Annotated in this window: 6 protein-coding genes; all 6 read left to right on the top strand. The window is 62.9% G+C overall.

From position 1 onward, the window contains the following. Positions 1-151 precede the first annotated feature (151 nt). From Q7C30_RS15960 to Q7C30_RS15935, 6 genes are read left to right on the top strand one after another with little or no spacing between them, the layout of a single operon-like run. Positions 152-6,769: an SDR family NAD(P)-dependent oxidoreductase gene (locus tag Q7C30_RS15960; RefSeq protein WP_317872091.1), complete on the top strand. Its 6,618-nt coding sequence runs from the start codon at positions 152-154 to the stop codon at positions 6,767-6,769. After that, positions 6,766-9,789 carry an alpha/beta fold hydrolase gene (locus Q7C30_RS15955; protein WP_317872090.1) on the top strand — a complete coding sequence of 1,008 codons (3,024 nt, stop codon included), beginning with the start codon at positions 6,766-6,768 and terminating at the stop codon, positions 9,787-9,789. The genes Q7C30_RS15960 and Q7C30_RS15955 overlap by 4 nt, the downstream gene beginning before the upstream one ends. Next, the gene (locus Q7C30_RS15950) at positions 9,790-15,246 is read left to right on the top strand and encodes a beta-ketoacyl synthase N-terminal-like domain-containing protein (protein ID WP_317872089.1); all 5,457 of its coding nucleotides are present in this window, start codon (positions 9,790-9,792) and stop codon (positions 15,244-15,246) included. Further along, positions 15,230-20,650, top strand: coding sequence for a beta-ketoacyl synthase N-terminal-like domain-containing protein (locus Q7C30_RS15945; protein ID WP_317872088.1), 5,421 nt, complete (start codon positions 15,230-15,232; stop codon positions 20,648-20,650). Before Q7C30_RS15950 ends, Q7C30_RS15945 begins: the two co-directional genes overlap by 17 nt. Beyond that, the gene (locus Q7C30_RS15940) at positions 20,640-21,527 is read left to right on the top strand and encodes an ACP S-malonyltransferase (RefSeq protein ID WP_317872087.1); all 888 of its coding nucleotides are present in this window, start codon (positions 20,640-20,642) and stop codon (positions 21,525-21,527) included. Before Q7C30_RS15945 ends, Q7C30_RS15940 begins: the two co-directional genes overlap by 11 nt. After that, complete coding sequence (locus Q7C30_RS15935; RefSeq protein ID WP_317872086.1) at positions 21,524-22,927, top strand: FAD-dependent oxidoreductase; 1,404 nt, start codon at positions 21,524-21,526, stop codon at positions 22,925-22,927. The genes Q7C30_RS15940 and Q7C30_RS15935 overlap by 4 nt, the downstream gene beginning before the upstream one ends. Positions 22,928-22,935 lie beyond the last annotated feature (8 nt).

Here is a 22,935-nt window from a genome sequence, read left to right as displayed (position 1 = left end):
CTCGTATCTGGACACTGCTCTAGCATCGATGTTCCGCCCGCAGCTAGAAGGCAATGCCATGCAATCCGCCGAGCGTTCGATTTGCCACACCGCGAAAATCGTATGGTCCGCCGAGCCTTCCGGCCCTGGCGCTACCGGCAAGACATGGCGGGTGGTAGCCACTGACCAATACGACGATAACCTCGACGACTTCGTGGCGATCAATGCCGATCAGATCGCAGGCAGCGCTATTGCGGCGGGCGATACGGTGTTGCTGCCTGTAGCCGACGTCGAGACCTCTGGCCAATGGCAGCTATCGAACAGCCAGTTCGAGTCGGTTCATCGCATCATCTGCGCATTGCTGGCGAAGGACATGCCCCTGAAGCTGATGCTTTTCAGCCGTGTTGCCAATCCCGATGCCGCTGCAGTACATGGCCTGTTGCAATCGCTGCGCTGTGAGACCGAACAACTGACCCACACCTGGCTGGAAAGCGATGAGGGCCTGGCACAGGCACTGGCAGTCAGCGGACTGGCGCAGCAGGAAGGGCTTCGACGCCTGCGGGTCGAGGAGGGCAAGCGCCTCGTAGCTCACTTGCGAGAACAAGCGCCGGAACGTGCTGCTGGGACCGGGACCCAGGACGGCCCGGTGTTGATCATTGGCGGTTTGGGTGGCATCGGGCAACACTTGCTGGCGCATATGGCCGGCCAGCAAGCGGTTTACGCCATGGGGCGCTCGAGCTTGAGCGATGAACGACGGTTGCGTCTGAAAGCACTGGGGTGCAAAGGTTACTTCCAAGGCGATGCAACCGACGTCGAAAGCCTGCGACAAACGCTTTCGGCGCTCCATGAGCGCTATGGCCAGGTGGGGACGGTCTTTCACCTTGCCGGCCATCTGGAAGATGGTCTTTTCCAGTCTCAGCCGACCTCTTCCCTGGAAAGGGTCATGCAGGCCAAGATCGCGCCTGCTCTCGCCCTAGCCCAGCTACAGCGTGAGATGACGATAAGCCGCGTGGTGATGTTCGGCTCACTATCGGCAACGGTTGGCCTGGCAGGACAGACAGCCTACGCAGCGGCCAATGCCTATCTGCATGCTTTGGCCGAGCGTCAATGCCGGCAAGACCATCCCGGCTGGTCAACCCTGGGCTGGGGCATCTGGGATGTTAGCGGTATGACGATGGGCCAAGATCGTGGGCAACTGTTACCCATGGCCCCGGATCAGGCCTTGGTTGCGATGGAAAAACTGCTCGCCGAGCGCTGCGCAGGCGCAGTGATCTACGCAGGCAATCTGGTTGAGCTAGACGCGGCCGGAGGCGGTGCAGCGACAGCCAGTCGTGAGCCAGCGCTGGATACAAAGCTGCTGGTACGCCAGGCCATTGCCAAATTCACTGGCCTGGAAAGCCTTGCAGACGCAGAGAATGTGCTGGATCACGGCGCTGATTCGGTTGCAGCCATCAGCATCGCCGCTGAGATCGAACGGCGCTTGGCCGAGTCCGGCGTGCTCACTCGGATCCCTCGCTCCATTCTCTTCGAGCATCCGAGTATTTCGAGCCTGTCGGACTATATCGAGGCTCGCGTTGCAACTATTGCGCCTCAGCCCGAACCCAGAATGACCCCCAAGCCTGCTCCCGAGGCCCGCTCGCGAGCTGCCGAGCCACCAACGCGCGTTCGGCCCCAGGACGAGTCGCACTGGCGGCCGGAGGATATCGCCATCGTCGGTATGGCGGGGAGCTTTCCCGGGGCCGCCAGCATGGAAGAACTGTGGCCGTTACTGGCCGAGGCACGGCTGGCCGTGCGCCCCGTTCCATCGCAGCGCTGGGATTGGCGTGCATTCTATGACAGCGACGCCAACGCCAGCGGTCGCAGCTACGCCCGCCATGGCGGCTTCATCGATGATGTGGAGATGTTCGATCCACTGTTCTTCCACACCACGTTCAAAGCTGCAGAACGCATGGATCCTGCCGAACGCAAGCTGCTGCAGAGCACTCACCATGCGCTGGAAAACTCGGGTTTCTTTGCTGCGCCGACTCCGGATGTGGGGGTCTTCATTGCGGCGATGTACGGACACTACCAGCAACTGACTGCGCCCCTCCCCATCGACACCTCGTTTTCGGCCCAGGCCAACCGAATCTCCTATCACTTCGACTTCCGTGGGCCATCACTGACCCTGGACACCATGTGCTCCGGGTCACTGACAGCCCTGCATCTGGCCATCGCAGCCCTGCGCCGTGGCGAATGCCGGCAGGCCATCGTGGGTGCGGCCAATATCATGGTCAGCCCGCATAAATATCGAGTGCTCAGTCAGGGCAAATTCCTTAGCCCGACGGGCCGCTGTCATACCTTCGGTGCCCAGGCAGACGGCTACGTTCCTGGCGAAGGGCACGTGGTGTTCGTTCTGCAGCCCCTGCAGGATGCACTCGAAGCCGGCGCACGCATCCATGCGGTCATTCATGGCAGCGCGGTGAACGCAGGCGGGCGCAGCAGCGGATTTACCGTTCCCTCGGCAGCAGCGCAAACCAAGGTCATCGAGGCCGCGCTACGTGATGCCGGTCTCAAGGCGCACGACATCACTTACGTCGAGGCACACGGCACGGGCACGCGCCTGGGTGACCCTATCGAGATCGAGGCGCTCAATGGCATCTATGGGGCGCGAGCTGACGGGCGCTGCGCCGTCGGTTCGATCAAAAGCAACATCGGTCACCTGGAGCCTGCCGCTGGCTTGGCGGGGCTGGCCAAGATCGTGTTGCAACTTCGTCACCGGGCGTTGGCCCCGACGATCGGCTGCGACATCGCCAACCCCTTGATACCCGACGGCGAGGGGACGGTCCGTCCGCAGACCGAGCTCGTGCCCTGGAGCACACTCGACGGCCAGCGTCGCTACGCCGGCCTGAGCGGGTTTGGGGCTGGTGGTGCCAACGCCCATGTGATCGTGGGCGAGTTCATACCGCCGCAGATGAGTGAAGCAGCGCAATACGACGGCGTCCCCATGGCAGTGGCCATCAGTGCGCAAAGCGAAGCATCGTTGAACACGCTCAAGGCCACCCTCCTCGATGATCTGCGCAAGCAGCAGGGGCTGCGCCTGGCGGACGTTGCCTACACGCTGAGCGTGGCGCGCCCGGCAATGCGCTACAGGTTTTGCGCGCTGGTCACCGATCTGGACGGTCTGGCCGAGGCGTTGGCGTCTTCGACGGCACGCCAGGTGAGCGTCAGCGCCCAGCTCGAGCAGGCTGCCAAGCGCTTCCTGGCTGGGGAGAGCATTGACTGGCGACACTACAACCCACCTGGAAAGATGCTCGACCTACCGGGCTATCCCTTCGAGAAAGTGCCGCTGTGGGCCGACGAACTTCGCGAATCACCTGAGCCTCAGCGCCCGAATCCAATACTCGACACCGACACCGACACCGACACCGACACCGGGCTGATACTCGCAGTTGCGGACTTCGTGTCCTCGGCATCGGAGGCAACGCGACCACTGAGCAGCCCCTTGACCCTGATTGTCGAGCCGGAGCTGGATCGACAACTGCGGGGGCATGGACATCGAACCCTGGTGCTCGAGCCGCCAGCGGCGTCCGGCGGTGCTACGTGCTGCAGCGCGCTCGTCCAAGACTGGCAGCGCTTGCTCGAAGACATACCGCCAGAGCATTTGATCGTGATTGCCCTGGGAGGCGCGCCGAACACCGCTATCGACGACGAACCTGCCCGGCGCACCTTGCACTGGGCACTGTTTCAGGCCGTTGCGCGTTTGCAGGGGCCAAGATCATTAATGGTCTGCCTGGCGGGCGAGCCGGATGCCCAGGTAGGTCTTCTCGGTTTACTGCGCAGTCTTTGCAAGGAGCAGCCACAGCTGGGCGTTTTGTCACTGCACGTCTACGGTTCGCTGGCGCAGCCCGATGTTCTCCAGCAGGTCTTGGCGCGCGTCGCCGCGATACCGACCAGCGGCCACCTGCACGAACGCCTGCAGGACGCGCGGAGTCAGCGCCTGCAATGGCGTCCCACACGCTTGAAAGACGCCCACTCGCCGATATGGCGTCGGGGCGGACACTATCTGATTGCCGGAGGCCTGGGGGGAATCGGCCAAGCGGTCGCTCGTCGTCTGGCGAGCGAGTTCGGTGCGCAGGTCAGCCTGGTCGGACGCCGACCGGAAAGCGCGCAAATCGAGCATGAGTGTCAACAGATGAGTACGCAGGGGGGAGCGGTTCGCTACTACAGCGCTGATCTGGCGCAGGCGGGGGTAGCCAGGACGTTACTTGCCCGGCTGGCCCCGCTCGATGGCGTGCTGATCGCAAGCGGTGTCCTGCGCGATGGGGCCCTGGCCAGCAAGACGCGCGAAGACTTCGAGCAAGTCGCGCGCAGCAAGGTCGAGGTCACTCTGGCTCTGGACGAAGCGATCGGCTCTGCGCCCTTGGATCTGTTCATGCTGTTCTCTTCGATTGCAGCGGCATTTGGCAACGCCGGGCAGGCCGATTACGCCTACGCCAACGCTTGGCTGGACGGTTTCGCCCAGAGCCGTAGCCGCGCCGTGGCGCATGGGCAGCGCCATGGCCGCAGCCTCAGTGTTGGCTGGCCGCTCTGGCAAGACACCGGCATGCAAGTCGATACCCAGACGCTGCAGTTCATGGTCCATGACACCGGGCTCGCGCCCCTCGCAATGAGTGCGGGCGTGGATCTGGTCCTGCGATTACCTTCAGCGCTGGCCGCAGACGTGTATGCGGTAACGGTGCTCAGCGGTGACCCCCGGCGCATGACCGAACGGTTGCTCGAATCACCTCGGCAGGACGGCACAGGTGAACCCGCTGGACAATCAGCCTCGCCTGCTGCACTGCATGAGGCCTTGGATGAGTTACTCGAGGCACTCACCGCCATCCCCGCGCAAAGGATTGATCCTGAGGCGCGTTGGGGGGAAATGGGCCTCGACTCGGTCGGTCTGCAAGAGCTGGCTAGAAACGTGCAAGCCCGGTTTTCGGTGCCAATGGCCGCCAGTGCCCTGTTTCGCTATAACACACCGACTCAATTGATCCGCTACTTGGACAGCCAACGGGCGGGCGAAGTACAAGGCGCGGCCTCCAGCAGGCCAGCCGAAATCGACCGTGCCGCTGAAGCGCTTAGTGGCTATGCCATCATCGGCATGGCTGCCATCTTGCCGGGTGGCGACACCGTCGAGGCGTTCTGGAACTCGCTGCTGCAAGGGCGAAGCGCCATCGTGCCCATGGCCCGCTGGCCAGAGGAGAACCTCTACGGCGGCGCGGTGCGGGATATCGAACATTTCGATGCGCGCTTCTTCGGGCTTTCGGCACGCGAAGCGATGCTGATGGATCCTCAGCATCGATTGTTCTTGCAAACGGCTTACAACGCCTGTCTCGACGCGGGTTATCGGCCAGCAGACATCAGCCGTACCGGTGTCTTCGCAGGCGTGCAATTCAACGACTATCAGGTATTGCTGCAACAGTGGGGGCGCTCGAAACACCCCTTCGCCGCCACCGGCAACGCTCACGCGATGCTGTCCAATCGCGTGTCCTATCAATTCGGCTTCAGTGGCCCCAGCGAAACGGTCGACACCGCTTGCTCATCGACACTGGTTGCCTTGCACCGTGGCATCAAGGCGCTGCAGGAGCACGAGTGCGATACGGTGCTGTGTGGTGGCGTCAGCTTGATGATCGATCCTGTCGTCACCCACGCGGCAGCCAGCATGGGCGTGTTGTCCGCGAGCGCGCGTTGCGCCACATTCGACGAAGCGGCTGATGGTTATGTACGGGGGGAGGGCTGCGGCGCCTTCCTCGTCAAGCGCTACGCCGATGCGGTCCGCGATGGCGATAACATCAGGGCGCGGATCGTCTCCAGCCAGGTCAATCATGGGGGGCGTGCCAATTCACTGACTTCCCCCAACCCGAACGCCCAATGTGATCTGTTGCTGGCGGCGTACACGCCCGAACTGGCCGCGCGTCTGGGCTACATTGAGGCCCACGGTACCGGGACACGTCTTGGCGATCCGATAGAGCTGCAGGCCCTGAGTGCCTTTATCGCCAAACAGGCCCCCGCAAAGCCGCCCGCCAGTGTGCGGGTTGGAGCGGTCAAGACCAACACCGGCCATCTGGAGCCTGCAGCAGCAGTACCCGCGCTGGTCAAGGTCATCAAGGCAATAGAGACCGGCTGGCTACCGGGCAACTTGAACTTCCGTGAGCAGAATCGTGAAATCGATCTGCACAACACACCTTTCTCACTGCTCACCGACAAGCAGCCCTGGCGGTCGGACGACCGTGTCGCGGGTATCAGCTCCTTTGGCTTCGGCGGCACCAATGCCCATGTGGTGCTGACCCAGGCCGATGCGCCGAGGCCGCAAGCCACGGTACAGCCCGGGCAACTGCACCTGGTGGGTCTTTCCGCCAAGACCCGAGCCTCTCTGGAGCGCATGCGCGATGAATTGATCGAGTATCTGCGCAGCAATCCGCACCTGGCCCTGGCAGATGTAGCCCGGACGCTGGCGACAGGTCGCGACAGCTACGAGCACCGACTGGTGGTCAGCGTCACGGACCTGCCCTCGCTGATCGAGCGCCTGAGCAGCGCTGCGATGCACTGCGTCGAGCCTCAGGCGCTCAGAGGCCAGGATGACGACAGGCCACTCCCCGAGTTGCACGAGAGCAGCGCCTCCGAGCTTGCGGCCACTTATCTGCAGGGGCACGACACGCTCAGACGCCTTTATCTGAAGGGTTCCGGCAGACGCATTTCGCTGCCTGGCTATGCCTTCGACAGCAAACCTTACTGGTTCGAAACCGCCGCAGATCTGGAGGCCTCATGACCCACCCTGCCGCACTATCGTTATCGGCCTTGCAGAAAATGTTCGCTGACGCATTGCTCGAAGCCGAGCTGCTCGACGCGGATGAGCCCTACATCGAACGCGGCGTCGACTCGATCCTCGCAGCGCAGTTGGCCAAGGCCATTGCCCAGCGTTTCGCAGTGCCTTGCCGCGCTGCTGACCTGTTCGAGGCGGCCTCGCTGCGCGCGCTATCGAAGCTGCTCCAAGCGCGCACAGAGCCATCGTCTGGCACGCACACACCGGCACAGGAACGCCCTCGCAGCGAGGCAGGGCGCACACCGGTGATCGTGGGTGCCGCCGGTCGTTTTCCTGGTGCTGCATCGCTCGACGAACTGTGGGCAGTACTCGAGAGTGGCAAGCCACAAACTGGCGTGACGGGTGAGCACAGGCGAACCGGGAACTTCAAGGGTGGGTTTCTGCAGGACATCGACGCCTTCGACAATGGCTTCTTCCATCTTTCGCCCAAAGAGTCGATCTGCGTTGACCCCCAGCAACGGCTGTCCCTGGAGCAGGCTTGGCATGCCATAGAATGCAGCGGGCTGACCCTGGCCGAACTCAAGACACTGCGTTGCGGGGTATTCGCCACTGGGCTGCCGGGCGACTACCGGCAGGTGCTCAGCGCACACAGCGAGCAGGCGATCAGTGCCGCAGCGTTCACCGGCAACGCGTTCTCCGCCCTGGCCGGCCGTATCGCCTACTGTTTCGATCTGCCCGGACCGGTACTTTCAATCGACACGGCCTGTTCATCTTCTCTGGTTGCGCTGCATCAGGCGGCCATGGCGTTACGCAGCGGCCAGTGCGATGCCGCTATTGTCTGTGCTGCGACGCTGTTCTGTACCGACGAGGTCTTTCGTCTGGCGCAGGCAAGCCAGGTACTGTCAGCTTCAGGGCACTGCCTGGCGTTTGCCGAGCACGCTGACGGGTTCGCCCCAGCCGAGGGCGCCGGCGCGTTAGTGTTGACGACCCAGGACGTGGCTCAGCGCCTGGGGCTGGCGATACTTGCCCAGCTCGATGGCAGTGCGGTTGGCCACGATGGTCGCAGCAATGGCCTGATGTCGCCGAGTGTGAGCGGTCAAGCCGAGGTCATCCGTGCCGCCTGGGACGATGCGCGGCGACAGGGTGGGCGCGGGCCTGAGTCCATAGCCCTGGTCGAGACCCATGGAACCGGCACTCCAGTAGGGGACCCGCTCGAAGCCAAGGCGTTGTCGCAGACCTACGGACAGCTCGAGGGAGGAGGGCCGCATTACCTTGGGGCGAACAAGGCGATCTTCGGCCATGCCCTGGTCAGCTCCGGGCTGCTGAGCGTACTCAAGGCGCTGCTGGTCCTGAACCGGCAGCAGTTACCCGGGCCGCTGCTGAGCCCATCCGTATCGTCGAACTGGGACCATTTCACCCCCGTGCCATACCAGCACACGGCCCATGCCCTGCCACCCGGTGCCGGCATCGCCATAAGTGCGTTCGGCTTCACCGGGGTGAACGCTCATGTGCTGTTGCACAAGCCAAGCCACGCAAGCACTGCACAGACCGAGGTCGACGGTTTGTGTCTCAGCGCCGCCGATGAGGCAGGGCTGCAAAGAGCCGCACGATCACTGGCACGGTGCCTCGCTCAAGGCACTCTCTCCTACGCACAACTCGGTGCCAGTTGCGCGGCCAGAACACCTCAGGCCGTCCGGGCAGTGGTCTGCGCAGAGCAGACCGAGCAGGTTGTCGAGGCGCTGGCTCGATGGGGGCACTCCACCCCGGCAGGGGTCGTGATCGCCCGCACCTACCAAGAGTTGCCCGCCAGCGCTGGACGAGCTGACGGCGTCGCTGCTCGCTGGCTGCAAGGCATGCCGACCCGTGTCGGTGCATCCCAGGCCATCCATGTCCCTCCTTATCCCTTTGCCCGTCGCGTGTTCTGGCCAGGCCTGCCAAGCAAGGCGACCGTGGAGGATAACGCGGGTGGGGCGGTCAGTGTTCTGGAGGAACTGCGACAGCGCGTGGCCCAGCTATGCGGCTATCAGCTCGAGGAAGTCGATAGCCAAGCCCCTCTTTCCAGCCTCGGACTCGATTCGCTGACAGCTCTGCAACTACTGGCCCCATTTCAGCAAGGAAGCCGAAAGATAGCTGTCGAACACGCCTTCGCTGCCGGCACGCTGGCCGAGTTGGCGGCATTGATCGAGCCTGCAGCGCCGTCGGCCCCAGTTGCCGATACGAGCACGACGAAGGCGCTGCCATTGGGTATGCGCCTGCGTCAAACGCGCAGTGGTCTGACCGTGCTGGATCAACCCAGCGAGCTGCCGCCTGTGCTGTTGGTCAGCCCACTCAATGCCGCACCTCGAATCTGGGTGCAGCAATTGCCCATGCTGCGTCGCCATGGCTGGAACCCTTGCATTGTCGAATTGCCTCTGCATGACGGCAGGCAGTCCGACAATCCAGACATCGATCTGGGCAGGATCGCTGCACAACTGGTGCAGTTGTGCGAGGAACTGGCGCTGACTGGCCAGCCGGTCCCGTGCATCGGCTGGTCGCTTGGGGGCTGCGTGGCCTTGCGCGCTGCGCTCGAACATTCGCCCTGCGTAGGGCCTGTCACAGTGATCAGCGCGGCGCCGTGGTTCGGTGAGACGATTCTGGAAGACACCCTGCAGGCGCAAAGTGAGCTGGAGGGGCGCGGCGAACTCTTCGACCAGATTCTGCCCGGTAACGGCAGCGTCGCTTCGCGTATCGGTGCTGGCCTGAACCTCAGGAGCCTGGGGGCCTATATCCAGGCGCTGAGCACATTCGACATTCGCGAGGCCTTGGTAGCCCTGAATGTACCGCTGCTGGTCATCCATGGTGCCCAGGACAACGTGATCCAGCCGCAGTGCGTGATGCCGCTGCAGCGCCTCGAACAGGCGCGCTTCTTCGAGATCGCCGATGCCGGCCACTTCTCGCCTTTGACACACGCGTCGCTCGTCAACCGAACGTTGCTCGACTGGTTGCGCGCCAGCAATCCCTCAGCCGACGTCACGCAGGTAGCATGAATGGATACCCTCATTGCCGATTGCCGTCCTGCCACTGCAGAAGAAGCACTGATCTGGCGCCGCGGCCAGGCGCATGCCGACGATCCGGGACTGGTATTGAGCTACCGCTTGGCACTGGCACCGTCGGTGGATGTAGCGCTTCTGGGTGACGCCCTGCATCAACTGCTGGCCGGACCTTTCGCCAGCCTGCGCAATACGTTCTTGCTCCGCGATGGCACGTTGTTGAGCAAGCGTCTTGCCCTGAGCCCTGAAGTGCTGGAGTACGGTAGTCATGCACAACCCTTGCAGTCCCTGGCGCAGAACCGTTCAAGGCTCTATCGCTTCGTCCTGCAGACACTGGATGACGGCCAGCGCTATCTGGACTGCGTCTTCAGTCACTTGGTGATGGACGGCGTAGGTGTGCAGCGCTTCATGGCAGCCCTGAGCGACGGCTACGCTCGCGTCACGCTGGCGCCTTGCCCCGCAGCCAGCCCTCGCCCCCCTGTGCCCCCAGGTTTCTGGAACGAGCTGTTGGCCGGTTACGCCCTGGAGCAGCCACTGCCGATGATGCCTCCGGCTTCTGGCCCGCGATCAGGTCAGGTCAGGGCAATCACTCTGGCATTCAAGCAGGCGACTCCCGATCGGTGCAGTGCCCTGCAAACCAGCGGATTTCGCCTGACCTGCGCGGCGATGGCGCTGACCCTGGCGCGCTACCTGAAGGCGTGGGAGCAGGATGCCAAGGTCATGCTGTGCCATACGGTGCAAGTACCTGGCGGCCCTGACGCAGGAACCTGCAGCAACCTGGTTCCTCTGCCTGTCGACGTGGATGCCTGTTCAGATGCACGCGAGCTGTTGCAGCGCATAGGCGAAACACGTCGACGTATCCGGCCGGGGCAGCACACACCGTGGGCCGAGCTGCTGGCCCAGTTCCCGGTCGCGAACGCGGGCAATGTCGTCATCAATGAATCGCCTGGCCTGTTGACACCGAGCGCACCAAGGCTGGGCGAAGTGTGCGAGATTCGTGCCTTGCCTCGTCCCGGAGGCCCCTACGATCTGGCAGCGGTCTGCTCAATGGCCGAAGGGTATCTGCAGGTGCGCCTGGAAGCCAGCCAGCAACGCAGTACGTCACGCTGGTTCGCGCAGTTCGGCGAACAGTTCCAACACAGCCTGCACGACCTGCTCGACGATACGCAGCGGCCTCTGGCAGCGCTGGCGCCACTGCAACGCCCAGAGCGCGGTGAGCAAGGCCCAAGCATCCCGCCCATTTCGCTGGAGCAGGTGCTGTATGCACTGGAGCAGGCCGATGCCGAGCGTATTGCGCTGATTGACGACGAGGGTGAGCTTGACTACGGCTCACTGCGCCGCAGTATCGAGGCTACCGTTGCATGCCTGGCGCAAGCCGGGGGCAGCCAAGTCGGCATTTGCACCGGTCGTAATCGTTGGCTGCCGATCGCCATGCTGGCAGCGCTAAAGCAGGGTGTGCGCTTCACGCCACTTGAGACCAGCCTGCCTGATGATGCCCTGAGCGACCTGATCGCCCGAACTCAAATCGGCTACGTGCTGTGCGACCGCTCCACCCGAGCCCGCCTTGTCCACGCGCTACCTCAGGTTTCCCTGCTCGAGGTCGACATGCAGGTGATACCCGAGACAGTAACCTCTGCGTTGCCCTCGCAGGGCATCGATCCCATTGCCTACCAGATGTTCTCCTCAGGCAGTACTGGCACCCCCAAGGGCATCCAGATTGGCCGCGAAAATCTGGCAGCCTTCCTGACGGCCATGGCGGCCATGCCTTTCTGCTATCCGGGGGCACGCTGGCTCGCGCTGACGCCGATCAGCTTCGACATCTCCCTGCTCGAAGCACTGCTGCCGCTGTGCAGCCTGGGTTGCATCGTGATGGCCGACGACCCTGTGCGACGGAGTGGCCGGCAACTGATCGAGCGTCTGGAGCGTGATCGGATCGAGATCCTGCAGCTCACGCCTTCCAGCCTGCGTCTGCTGAAAGATTCCAACTGGCAGGCACGCCGTCCCATCACCCTGCTGTGCGGCGGCGAGCGTCTGAGCCCGGAACTGGCGGACTGGGTTCTGGCAGCGGGCCATACGTTGTTTCATGTCTATGGCCCCACCGAGGCCACCATCTGGGCCAGTTGTCAGCACGTTACCCGCGGCATGCCGCTCAGCATCGGGTATCCGCTGGACAATACCGGCCTGCAAGTGCTGGACGCTCAGTTGCAGCCGATTGCCCTGGGTGTTCCTGGCGAACTGGTGATCAGTGGGTCCTTGGTCGGGGCGGGTTATCTGCCGCCGACCCAACAGCACAGCTTCATCGAGCGAGTTGCAGAGCAGCAGACGCGCGCCTACCGCACCGGCGACCGCGCCGTGGCCTGGGGCGATCAACGTATCGACTACTTAGGGCGGCTGGACTCCCAGGTCAAAATACGTGGCCACCGCGTGGAGTTGTCCGAGACTGAAGCATTGATCAGACGGCTTGCCCCCGATGTGGAGCCTTGCTGCGTCGTGCGTGAGGAGCCTGTCGCCCACCTGTGTGCATTCATTCGCCCGGCCCAGGGCCGTCCATACGATGTAGAAACGCTGCGCACACAGATCGCTTCCCGGTTGCCCGAGCATCGGTGTCCGTCACGCTATGTCGTCGTGGACCGATGGCCGCATACCCCCAACGGCAAGCTCGATATGCGCAGGCTGATGCAGGCCGACTTATCGACGCTGGCTCGTCAGTCACCCGAGCAAGCGACAGCTCCAGGCCATGGCAGCGATTCGCAAGGCATCACCGAGCTGCGTCGAGTGATTGTCGAAACACTGGGTGTGGAGGTCAAAGACCCCAATCAGTCCCTGGTTGCAGCCGGTATCGACTCAATCGGCTTCAACTTGCTGGCCGAGCGCCTGCAGCGCGAACTCGCAGTGGATATCGCACCGCATCGCTTTTACGAACTCAGCAGTCTCAACGCTATCGCCAACGCCTTGCATGCCGAGACGCCCGGCACCCTTGCCCATCGCGAACCGTCGATGCGGCCTGCGGTCGCGCCGCTGGCGATCCTCGGGATGGCAGGCGTCGGCCCGGCCGGGCTGAACATCGATGAGCTTTGGCAAGCGATGCTGGAGCAGCGAAATTGCATCGCACCCTGCATCAGAACCGATCTGCCGAGCACCTTGCCGGGTGGCTACCTGCATGACATCGATAGCTTCGATGCCGCTTTTTTCGGCATCTCTGCCGTCGAGGCAGCGCATATGGATCCGCGCCAACGCCTGCTGCTGCAAGAGTGCTGGCGGACATTCGAAGATGCCGGACTGGTTCTCGACGACTATCGCGGCGCGCGCGTGGGCTGCTACATCGCCGCCACCGGGTGCGAATACGCCGCCGTTGTGTCGGCGCGGCAAAAGACGGCCCATGCCTATGACATGACTGGCACCTCTGCGAGCATCCTGGCTAACCGGCTGTCGTACCAGTTCGACTGGCGCGGCCCATCGCTGACTATCGATTCGGCCTGCTCCAGCGGTCTGACCGTGCTCGCCCGAGCTGCGTCCGATCTGCAGCAGGGCCGTTGCGACATGGCGTTCGTAGGTGCGGTCAATCTACTGATCGATGCACGCACTGATGAGGCCCTGCGTGCAGGGCAGTTCCTCTCACCGAACGGTGTTTGCTCTCCGTTTGCCGAGGCTGCGAACGGCTATGTCAGGGGCGAAGGCGTTTTTGCCGTGCTGTTGTGCCGCCTGGAAGACCGGACGCCCGGTCTGGCGCCTTGTGCGCTGCTGGCCGCGGTCGAGGACGGTCATTGCGGACGCTCCGCATCCCTGACTGCGCCGAGCGCCAGCGCCCAGGCCGACATCATCGCCAGTATCTACCGCTCCCTGGGCGGCACTGCATGTGTCGGATTCATCGAGACTCATGGTACAGGCACACGTCTAGGCGACCCCATCGAGGCTGAAGGTATCAGTCGCGCAGTGGTCAGCATGCAGGCCCCAGATGAGGCACCGATCTGGCTCGGCACGTCCAAAGCGGCCTTCGGCCATCTCGAAGCTGCCGCCGGACTATTCGGTCTGATCAAGGCGGTCAAGGTCGTCACCGAAGCGGTGGTGCCGGCCAATCCAGATCGAGGCCCCGATAACCGACGGGTGAAATTCGAGGGCGCTGCACTGAGCAACGCAGGCAACCAGGGCTGGCCCAAGCGAGGTGATGTTCGCCAGGCTGGGGTCAGCAGCTATGGTTTTGGAGGTGCCGGCGCGCATGCAGTGGTGCAAAACGCTCCCTCACCGGCTGCCAGCCTGGAACACACGCCAGATTACGCTCCCAGCCTCGTGGTGCTCTCGGGATTCGACGGGCCAGCACTCAAGCGCCAGGCCCAGGCACTGAAAGTCTGGTTGGCGGGGCACCCTGAGGCAAGCCTGGGAGCGATTGCCAAGACCCTCGGGTTGCACCGTACCCACATGGCTTCACGTGTTGCCGTGGCCATGCATGATCTGGAGCATTTGCGCCAGGCGCTGGACTGCATCATCGAGGATCAGCCCCTGCCTGCAATCGAGGAGCGCACGCTGTTGCAGGCTGCAAACGCCTACCTGCAGGGCGGCGCGCTCGATCCTTCACTGTTCGACGCCTCGACAGCACCTGTGCGCCTGCCTACCTATCGCTTCGACGAGAGCCATCGCTACCCGCTGCCGGCTATCTCGCAGCCGGACTTGAAGCCCGGCAAAGACCTCCCCTCGGTGCTGACCTCATGCCACCCGGTCTTCCAGGACCATCAGGTAAACCACCACGGTGTGCTACCCGGCGTATGCGCACTGTACTGGGCGTTACGCATCGACCGCCGCGACACGCTGCACAGGAGCCTGGTCGATATCACCTGGCGCGCACCGCTAAGGCAATCGGCGGCCGATACCCGGCTCGAACTGGCACATGCGGAAGATGGCACGTTCAAGTTGCTGTCAGCCGACACGTCGTTGGTCAGCGGCATGCGCTTGATCGACCGGCAATGCCTGGCTCCCGCCAGCCAGGCATTGCAGCGCCTGCGCGAGGCCCAGGGTCACTTGCCAACTGCGCGACGCATCGATGCAACGCGGCTATACGCGGCATTCGATGCCTTGGGAATCCAGTACAGCAGGGATTTTCGCAGCGTTAGCTGGGTTGATCGGCAAGGGCCGCTCGCCTGCGCCCGGCTGACCTGCCATGGCACCGAACCGATCCAGCAATGGGGATTGCTCGACGGTGCATTGCAATCGGGCCTGGCCTTGACCCTGGAAAGCCGCAGCACGCCCGTATTGCCATTCACCCTTGGCGCACTGCTCTGGAGTGGGCCTCTGGATTGCCCAGCCGGCAGCTACTACGCCTTGACCGAAAAGACCAGCGACTTCAGGACCCAGATACTGCTCTGCGATGACCGTTTTCAAGTGATCGCGCAGTTCGTGGATCTGGGTATCAAGCCTTATTCCGGGAACATTGTGGGGGACGTGCATGAACCGCAACGCTGAAACACCGGGCCTTAGCCTCTTCGAGCCTGACTGGCATCTCATCACGGACGCGCATTCGCCCCAGGCATCGGTGCCCGACTGGATTCTGGTACCAGCAACGCAGCCGTCGCTGGCCGAGGAAATGGCCGAGTTGTTGGGTGAGCAGAGGGTGCGCCTCTTCTCCGAGGCGCCGCTTGATCTGCAACCGGGTGATCATTACGCAATAATCGTGCGTAGCCCTTGGGCCAAAGGGGCGCAAACGTCGGTGACGGTGGCGCTGCTGAATCTGCTCAAGACCCTGAGCCGTTTGCCCCGCGCGCGCGTCGATGTGATCGCGTGCCGGGCACTGCCAGGCCCTCCTGGCCAGGATGTGCGCTATCCGTTGGATGCGACCTGCCTGGGGCTGGCCCAGACCGCCAGCCGTGAATATCCCCACCTGAGCATCAATGTTTTCAGCCTGTGCGATTTCGCTGCAGCCACCTTGCAGCGCGCGTTCAGCCATGTTTCCCCGACTAATCGTGCAACGCCCATTCACATTACCCAGACCGGCTATGCCATTCGCCACTTCAAGCGGGCCGCGTTGGACCGCAGCAGGTCGGGCCTGGCTCTGCGCAAAGGTGGGCACTACCTGGTGCTGGGGGGGACCGGAGGGCTGGGGCAGATGCTTGCCAGCTATCTGGTGGAGCACTATCAGGCGCGGGTACATCTGGTCTCGCGTTCCGTACCTGACTTCAAGCTGCATGAGCTGATGAGTCACAGCCCATGCGACATCAGCGAGCCCAACGCGCTGGAGAGCGTTTTCGAGGCGCACGGCCCGTTCGACGCAGTGATTCACTCTGCGATGGACCTGCACGACCAGACCCTGGACACCCTGCAGCCTGCCCAGCTCGAACGTAATCTGCGGCCCAAGCTGCTGGGCACCTATGGGTTGATTCAGGCCCTGCGTCAGCATCCGGTAGATTTCGTGCTGTTCTTTTCCTCAATCCAGTCCCACCTCGCCAACCCTGGTCAAGGCGCCTATACGGCCGCCTGCGCGGTCAAGGATGCCATGGCTGCCTTGCTTGACGAGACCTTCCAGATCCCCGCGAAGATCGTCAACTGGGGGTACTGGGGCAGTGTGGGTGCGGTGGCTTCGTCTTATTACCGGGAGCGCATGGAAAAGGTTGGGGTTGGCTCGCTCGAAGCCGAAGACGGCATCGCCACCCTCGAAGCCTTGATTGGCAGCGAGCAGCGTCAGGTGATGGTGCTCAAGGCCAACGCACAGGCGTTGCAGGCCATGGGCTTTGAACGCGCCCACAACCCAGCCGGTGCCCCAGTCGATAAACTGCAAAGCGTGGTTCCCCCGTTCGACGATCAGGCCGCATGGGTCAGGCACAACGAGCAGGCCAGCGTCGCGCTGGATGACTACGCCCGTCGCGCCATCTATCGCGTCGGCATTCCCAGCGAAATCGCTACGCAGCACCAGACACTGGCCCAGGCCCTCAGGGCCATAGAGGATGCGCCCCAGGCACTGGATCGCCACAGCTTGTTGCAGCGCTTTGCACATCTGCGTGCGCATCTTGATCTGCTGGATGCCTGTATGGCCGACTTCGCCTCGATCCTGCGAGGGCAGACCGATCCATTGGAAGTGCTGTTTCCCCATGGCAGCTTCGACCGGGTCGAAGGGGTTTATCGCAACAACCCCGTGGCCGATTACTACAACCAGACCATGGCAACCATCGTCGAGCGTCTGGCTGACAGCACCGAACAGCCGCTTCGCGTACTCGAGATCGGCGCAGGTACAGGCAGCACTACCGAACAGGTGATGGCGCGCGTGGGGCATCGGCTGGGCCGATACTGCTTCACCGATCTGTCTCTGTCGTTCATCAACCGGGCACGCAAGACCTTCGAGCAACCCTGCTTCGAGGCCTGCATCTACAATGTGGAGCAGCCACCACAATGGTCTGGCGCATTCGACATCGTGCTGGCGACCAACGTGATCCACGCCACTCGCGACATCCGCGAGTCATTGCGCAACATCCGTCGCGCACTGCGTCCAGGCGGCCTGGTAGTGCTTAACGAGGTCACGGCACTGCAGCACTATGCAACCTTGACCTTTGGCCTGACCAAGGGTTGGTGGCTCAACACAGGCCCCGAGCGAATAGAAGGAAGCCCGTTGCTCGACGTTGCTACTTGGCAGCGACTGTTGCTCGAAACCGGCTTCGAGCACACCTTGCACCATGGCAATCAGACGCAAGGACTGATCGTCGCCTGCGTGCCTGAAATTGCCTCGCCAGCCGCACCCGCCGAAGCCTCTCTAGCCAGCGCCAGCCAGGTGTCGAATGTAGCAGCCTCGGAAATCGACGAGCCGCGCTCGAGCGCCGCGATGGCATTCGCACGGGATGCGATTGCCTCGGTCATGCATTTGAACCCTTCCGACCTCGATCCCTCGCGAGCACTGAAAGACTATGGGATCGACTCGCTGATTGCGCTTGAGTTGGTCAAGCCCTTCAAGGAGAAAGTCGGATATGTGCCCGCCACGTTGTTCTTCGAGTACCCCACGCTCGCCGATCTGACCCGTTATCTGGAGCAGTATCACCCAGAGGCTTTCCTGTCGGCGGACAACAGCGCCCACGCGCCGGCTGCAGATGTCATGCAGCCGGGCGTGGAGTCGGACACTTGGCATTTCGTGCGTGAAAGCATCGCCAATGTCATGCACATGTCCCTCGACGAACTCCAGGATGACGCTGCGTTCGCCAGCTATGGCATCGATTCGCTGATCAGTCTGGAGTTGATCAAGCCATTACAGGCGCGTTACGGCTACCTACCTGCAACCTTGCTGTTCGAATACCCAAGCATTGCGCAACTGGCTGCCCACCTGAGTCAGCACGCCGTGACCGCGCAGGCCGAGGCGACATCGGCGGATCAGGTGCCCCCTGCGGCTGGACAGCAGCCACAGCCCGCTGAGCTGCACAGCGAACCCTCTGCGCAAGCCATTGCCATCATCGGCTATAGCGGGCGTTTTCCGGGCGCCGAGGATGCCAACCAGCTCTGGGAACTGCTGCAGCAAGATAGGCCGCTGAGCACTCCGGTACCGCCTGCCCGTTGGCCCCTGGCGCAGATGCAAGCACCGACCTACGCCCGCAGTGGAGCCTTTCTCAGCGATGTTGATCGCTTCGATCATGGTTTCTTCAACATCACGCCAATGGACGCCACGCTGATGGATCCTCAGGAGCGCCTGTTCCTGGAAACCGCGTACCAGACCTTCCTGCATGGGGCTCATCCAGCCTCGCGACTCAAAGGAAGTCGAACCGGGGTCTATGTTGGCGTAATGAATACCGGTTATGCCAACTTGACACCGATCGACAGCGACGGCCCCAGGCCGACGTCACTGCATTGGTCGATCGCCAATCGGGTCTCCTACCACTTCGATCTCAACGGCCCGAGCATGGCGGTCGACACCGCCTGCTCTGCCTCTCTGACAGCCTTGCATACGGCGGTCAATGCGTTGCGCCTTGGGGACTGCGACATGGCTCTGGTCGGAGGCGTGAACGTGATTGCCCACCCACGGCAGTACGACGACCTGTGCCGTCTGCACATGCTCTCACCGGAGGGCGTGTGCCGACCGTTCGGCGATGGCGCCGACGGTTTCGTCGACGGAGAAGGCGTGTGCGCCATGCTACTCAAACCGCTCGACCAGGCTCTGGCGGATGGCGACCCGCTCTACGCTGTGATAGCCGCATCGGCACTGAATGCCGGAGGCAAAGCCAACGGATACAGCGCACCCAACCCGCAGGCGCAGTCCCGGCTGATCCGCGAGGCCCTGGACAAGGCCGGGTGGGCTCCCTCCCAGCTTGATTACGTCGAGGCACATGGCACAGGCACCGCGTTGGGCGATCCGATCGAGTTCAAGGGCCTGGCAGCGGTACTTGGCGAGGGGCGCACAGAAGACTCGCGTCTGCCTATCGGCTCGATCAAAGGCCACATCGGCCATTTGGAGTCGGCAGCCGGACTGGCCGGGGCAATGAAGATCCTGCTGCAGATGCGCCACCGTACTCTGCTCCCATCACTGCATGCCCACCCGGCCAATCCGTTGCTGGAAACGCAGGCCAGCGGTCTGATGGTCAATCGCCACACCAGGCCTTGGCCTGCCCGCGATAACCAACCCTATCGCGCGGCGTTGTCCTCCTTTGGCGCCGGCGGTGCCAACGCACACGTCCTGCTCAGCTCTGCGAGCCGAGCGTCGAGACCGGCGAGCCCCCCGACCTCGGCGACACAGCTCATCGTGTTGTCGGCCCATAGCGTCCAGGCGTTGGATGCTTCGCGTATCGCGCTGTTGCAATGGTTGGAGCACACCGATGCACCCCTGCCGCGCCTGGCCGCCGGCCTTGCCCATCAGCGTGATCACCTGCGCCATCGATTGGCCGTGTGCAGCGACTCAGCGCCAGATCTGCGCCGCCAGTTGGCACAGCCACTGGCAGACCTGCGAGCTGAGGGATACAGCACCGCGCTGGAGGGTTGCGATGCAGGCACGATGAACTCGATGTCCAGTCCAGGCGTACAGCAGGAGATGGATCTGGAGAGTACCCGGCTGGCCTACCTGCAGGGTGCCCTGCCGGATTGGCACGCAGTGTTCGCAGCCGCTGAACCGCTCGAACTGCCCCCGTATTGTTTCGACGGCACGCCACTTTGGGTGCACGCCAGGGAATCGGGGTTCGACAGCCTGGACACCTTGCTGGCCGACCACAACATCGACGCAGAGGCGATAGTACCGGCAGGTTACTACCTGGCACGCCTGTTGGCCGACTCATCAGTCGATGGGCTGATGGATGTGCGATTCGAGGCCCGCGCACAGTCATTCGAGCGCGTTGCGACAGAGCAGGTCGCGGGGCGGCTTGCGGTCACCATCGCCGGTGCGACCGTCGCCAGTGCCTCCCCGCTGGCGCAGCGCAGCCACGAGCAGCAGCCTTGGACGCTCGACTCGGGACATTATCTGCAGCGCACCGTGATCTACCAGACATTCGCCCGTAAGGGCTATCGTTACGGCGACTCGCTACGCCTGCTGCGCTGGGCCTGGGTGGGCGAGGACAAGGTGCTGGCCAGTCTGTTGCCCGCACGCAGTTTCACGCTGCCATTGTCGCCCGCGATCATCGATGCCGGTCTGCAGACCGCGCTACTGCTCGATAGTGGGGAGGGTGGTCCGGCCTGGGTACCGTGGATGGCCGACAGGGTCGAGCGACTGGCGTGCCAGGCGGCGATCACCTACGTGCGCTGCCAGCGACGCGAAAAGACTGCACGAAGTGTGACGCATGATTTCGAGTTTCTGGCCCAGGACATGAGCCCGATCCTGCGTATCCAAGGTTTGGTTTCACTGAACCCAAGCAACGACGTGGCGCGACCGCAGAAGCCTGTTGCACGCCCGAAGGTGGTGCTGCATGAACTGTGAACGGCAGGGCACATTAGCAATCGCCTTCCCTGGTCAGGGCTCGCAGTTCCCCGGCATGGGATTGGAGTTGCTGCCCAGGTTCGGCGAAATGACCGAAATCGCCGAGAGTCTGCTGGGCCTGCGGTTGGCCGAGTTGCTCCAGGATGCCGACAGACTTGCCGACACCGCCTTCACCCAGCCTGCCGTATTCATCGTCAGCGCGATGAGTTTCGAGGCCATGCGTCAGGATCACGATATCGGCCGCCCAGACCTGATGCTCGGTCATAGTCTGGGGTTGTTTGGAGCCATTCATGCCAGTGGTCGACTAGGTTTCGCAGACACCCTGAAACTCGTCATCGAGCGCGGCCAACTGATGAAGGCGGCCGGAGACGGGGCGATGCTCGCGGTGCTGGGAATCGATGCCCGGGGTCTGGAAATGCTCCTGCTCGAACTGGGGCTGGACAGCCTGGACATCGCCAACGTGAACGGGCCTGAGCAAACCGTGCTCAGCGGGCCGAGCCAGGCTATCGAGCGTGCGGCGCAGGATCTGCAACGACGCAGCTTGCGTGCGGTGCCGCTGAATGTCAGCGGGGCATTTCATTCCCGGTACATGGAAACCGCACGTGTCGCGCTGAGTCGCTATGTGGAGCGACTCACGTTCAGTCCCGGGAGCTGTCCGTTGATCTCCACTACCCAGGGTGGACCGGTACCCGACACCCATCTGCTTGAGGAAATCGTTTTCCAGCTAACGAGCCCGGTGCGCTGGTTACAGACCGTTCAAGCGCTGAGGCAGCGTTATCCCCTCCTCGACTTCGTCGAACCTGGCCCGGGCCAAGTGCTTACGCGCCTGATCGCAGCCATCGACGCTCATCACTCATCGAAGGAGGCATCTCGATGAAACCACAACGAATCGCCATCGTAGGTGGCGGGGCCGCAGGCGTGACACTTGCCTGGCATCTTGCCGCGTTGCACCAGGTCACACTGTACGAGGCAGGTGAGCAGTTGGGCGGCCATGCCTTCACCCATACCCTGATGCACGAAGGCAAGCTGATCCATGCCGACATGGGGGTTGAATATTTCACGGAGCGGCTGGCCCCCAACTTCATGGCGCATCTGAAGGCGCTCAATGTGGACACGTTCGTCGCGCCCCTGTCGTTCAGTTGCCTGAATGACGACGCCTCGGTGCTGTGGAGCAACCAGCAGACCACTGAGGCATCGAACCAGGCACTGCGGCAGGCTTTCGATCAATTTCATCAGGACATGGTCGAGGTCAGCCTGCACCAGGAGCGTTACAAGAGCTGGTCGGTGGGAGATTTCGTCAGGGAGCGGGGCTACGACACTGGCTTCGTCAACCAGGCGTTGCTCCCGTTGTTGACCGTGTACTCCGGCTGCAATGGCCCGTCACTGGATTACAGCCTGGTGTACTGCGCGGTCTCCTTCAACATGAACCTGCTGTCATTTTTCTCGCCTGCCTACTGGCGCAAGGCCAAAGGCGGTATCGACGGGTATCTGAAGATCATGCATCGCATGCTCGGCCCGGGCATACGCCTGAATACCCAAGTGATGGCCGTCCGGTCGCACGGGCGCGGCGTGGAGGTCAGCACGCATGGCGGATCGGAGGATTTCGACCAAGTGATAATGGCCACCCACGCCGATCAGGCGCTGCGCATGATCGAAGCGCCCACGCCGGAACAGACCGCCCTGCTCGGCGCTTACGAATACGTTCCTGTCGAGGCCATCCTGCACACCGACAGCGCAGCGGTCGCCCATGGCTCACCCGACAGCTATTGCGTCTTCGTCAAAGCTGCGCACGCACCAGACCAGGCGAGCCACGCCTGGGGCACCCTGACCCGCGTGGTTACCCACTTCGAGCCCTCGTCCTCACCGCTGTATGTGACGTTCGATCCGAAGATGGCGCTGGATCCAGCCAAGGTAATCCTGCGCAAGCAGTGGAAGCTGCCCAAGCTGCGACCGCTCGACCTGCACCGGCGCTCACTGATCCAGGAAATCCAGGGCCGTGACCGTATCTGGTACTGCGGAACGGACTTCTCCTATGGCGGTCACGAAGGCGCTCTGACCTCTGGTCTGGTGCTGGCCCAGCGCTTCGGCGCCTCGGTCGATCAAGGCACCAATACCAGTGCGCGAATTCAGTTCGAGCTGGTCAAGGATCTGATGGGCGTTGAATCGCCGTCCGCCAGACTGATACGCCATCTGGATCAGCGCCTGCTGCGCATCGCCGAAAAACTGGGCGCCGTCGAGCGTCTCGCCCCGCGCGTGATGCGCCACTACTTGCAATGAGGCTTTGC

Origin of the sequence: Pseudomonas sp. RAC1 (assembly GCF_030658255.1) — a bacterium.
Classification (GTDB): domain Bacteria; phylum Pseudomonadota; class Gammaproteobacteria; order Pseudomonadales; family Pseudomonadaceae; genus Aquipseudomonas; species Aquipseudomonas boreofloridensis.
Note: the sequence above shows the minus strand (reverse complement) of the source record. Positions and strands in the feature narration are given on the sequence as shown.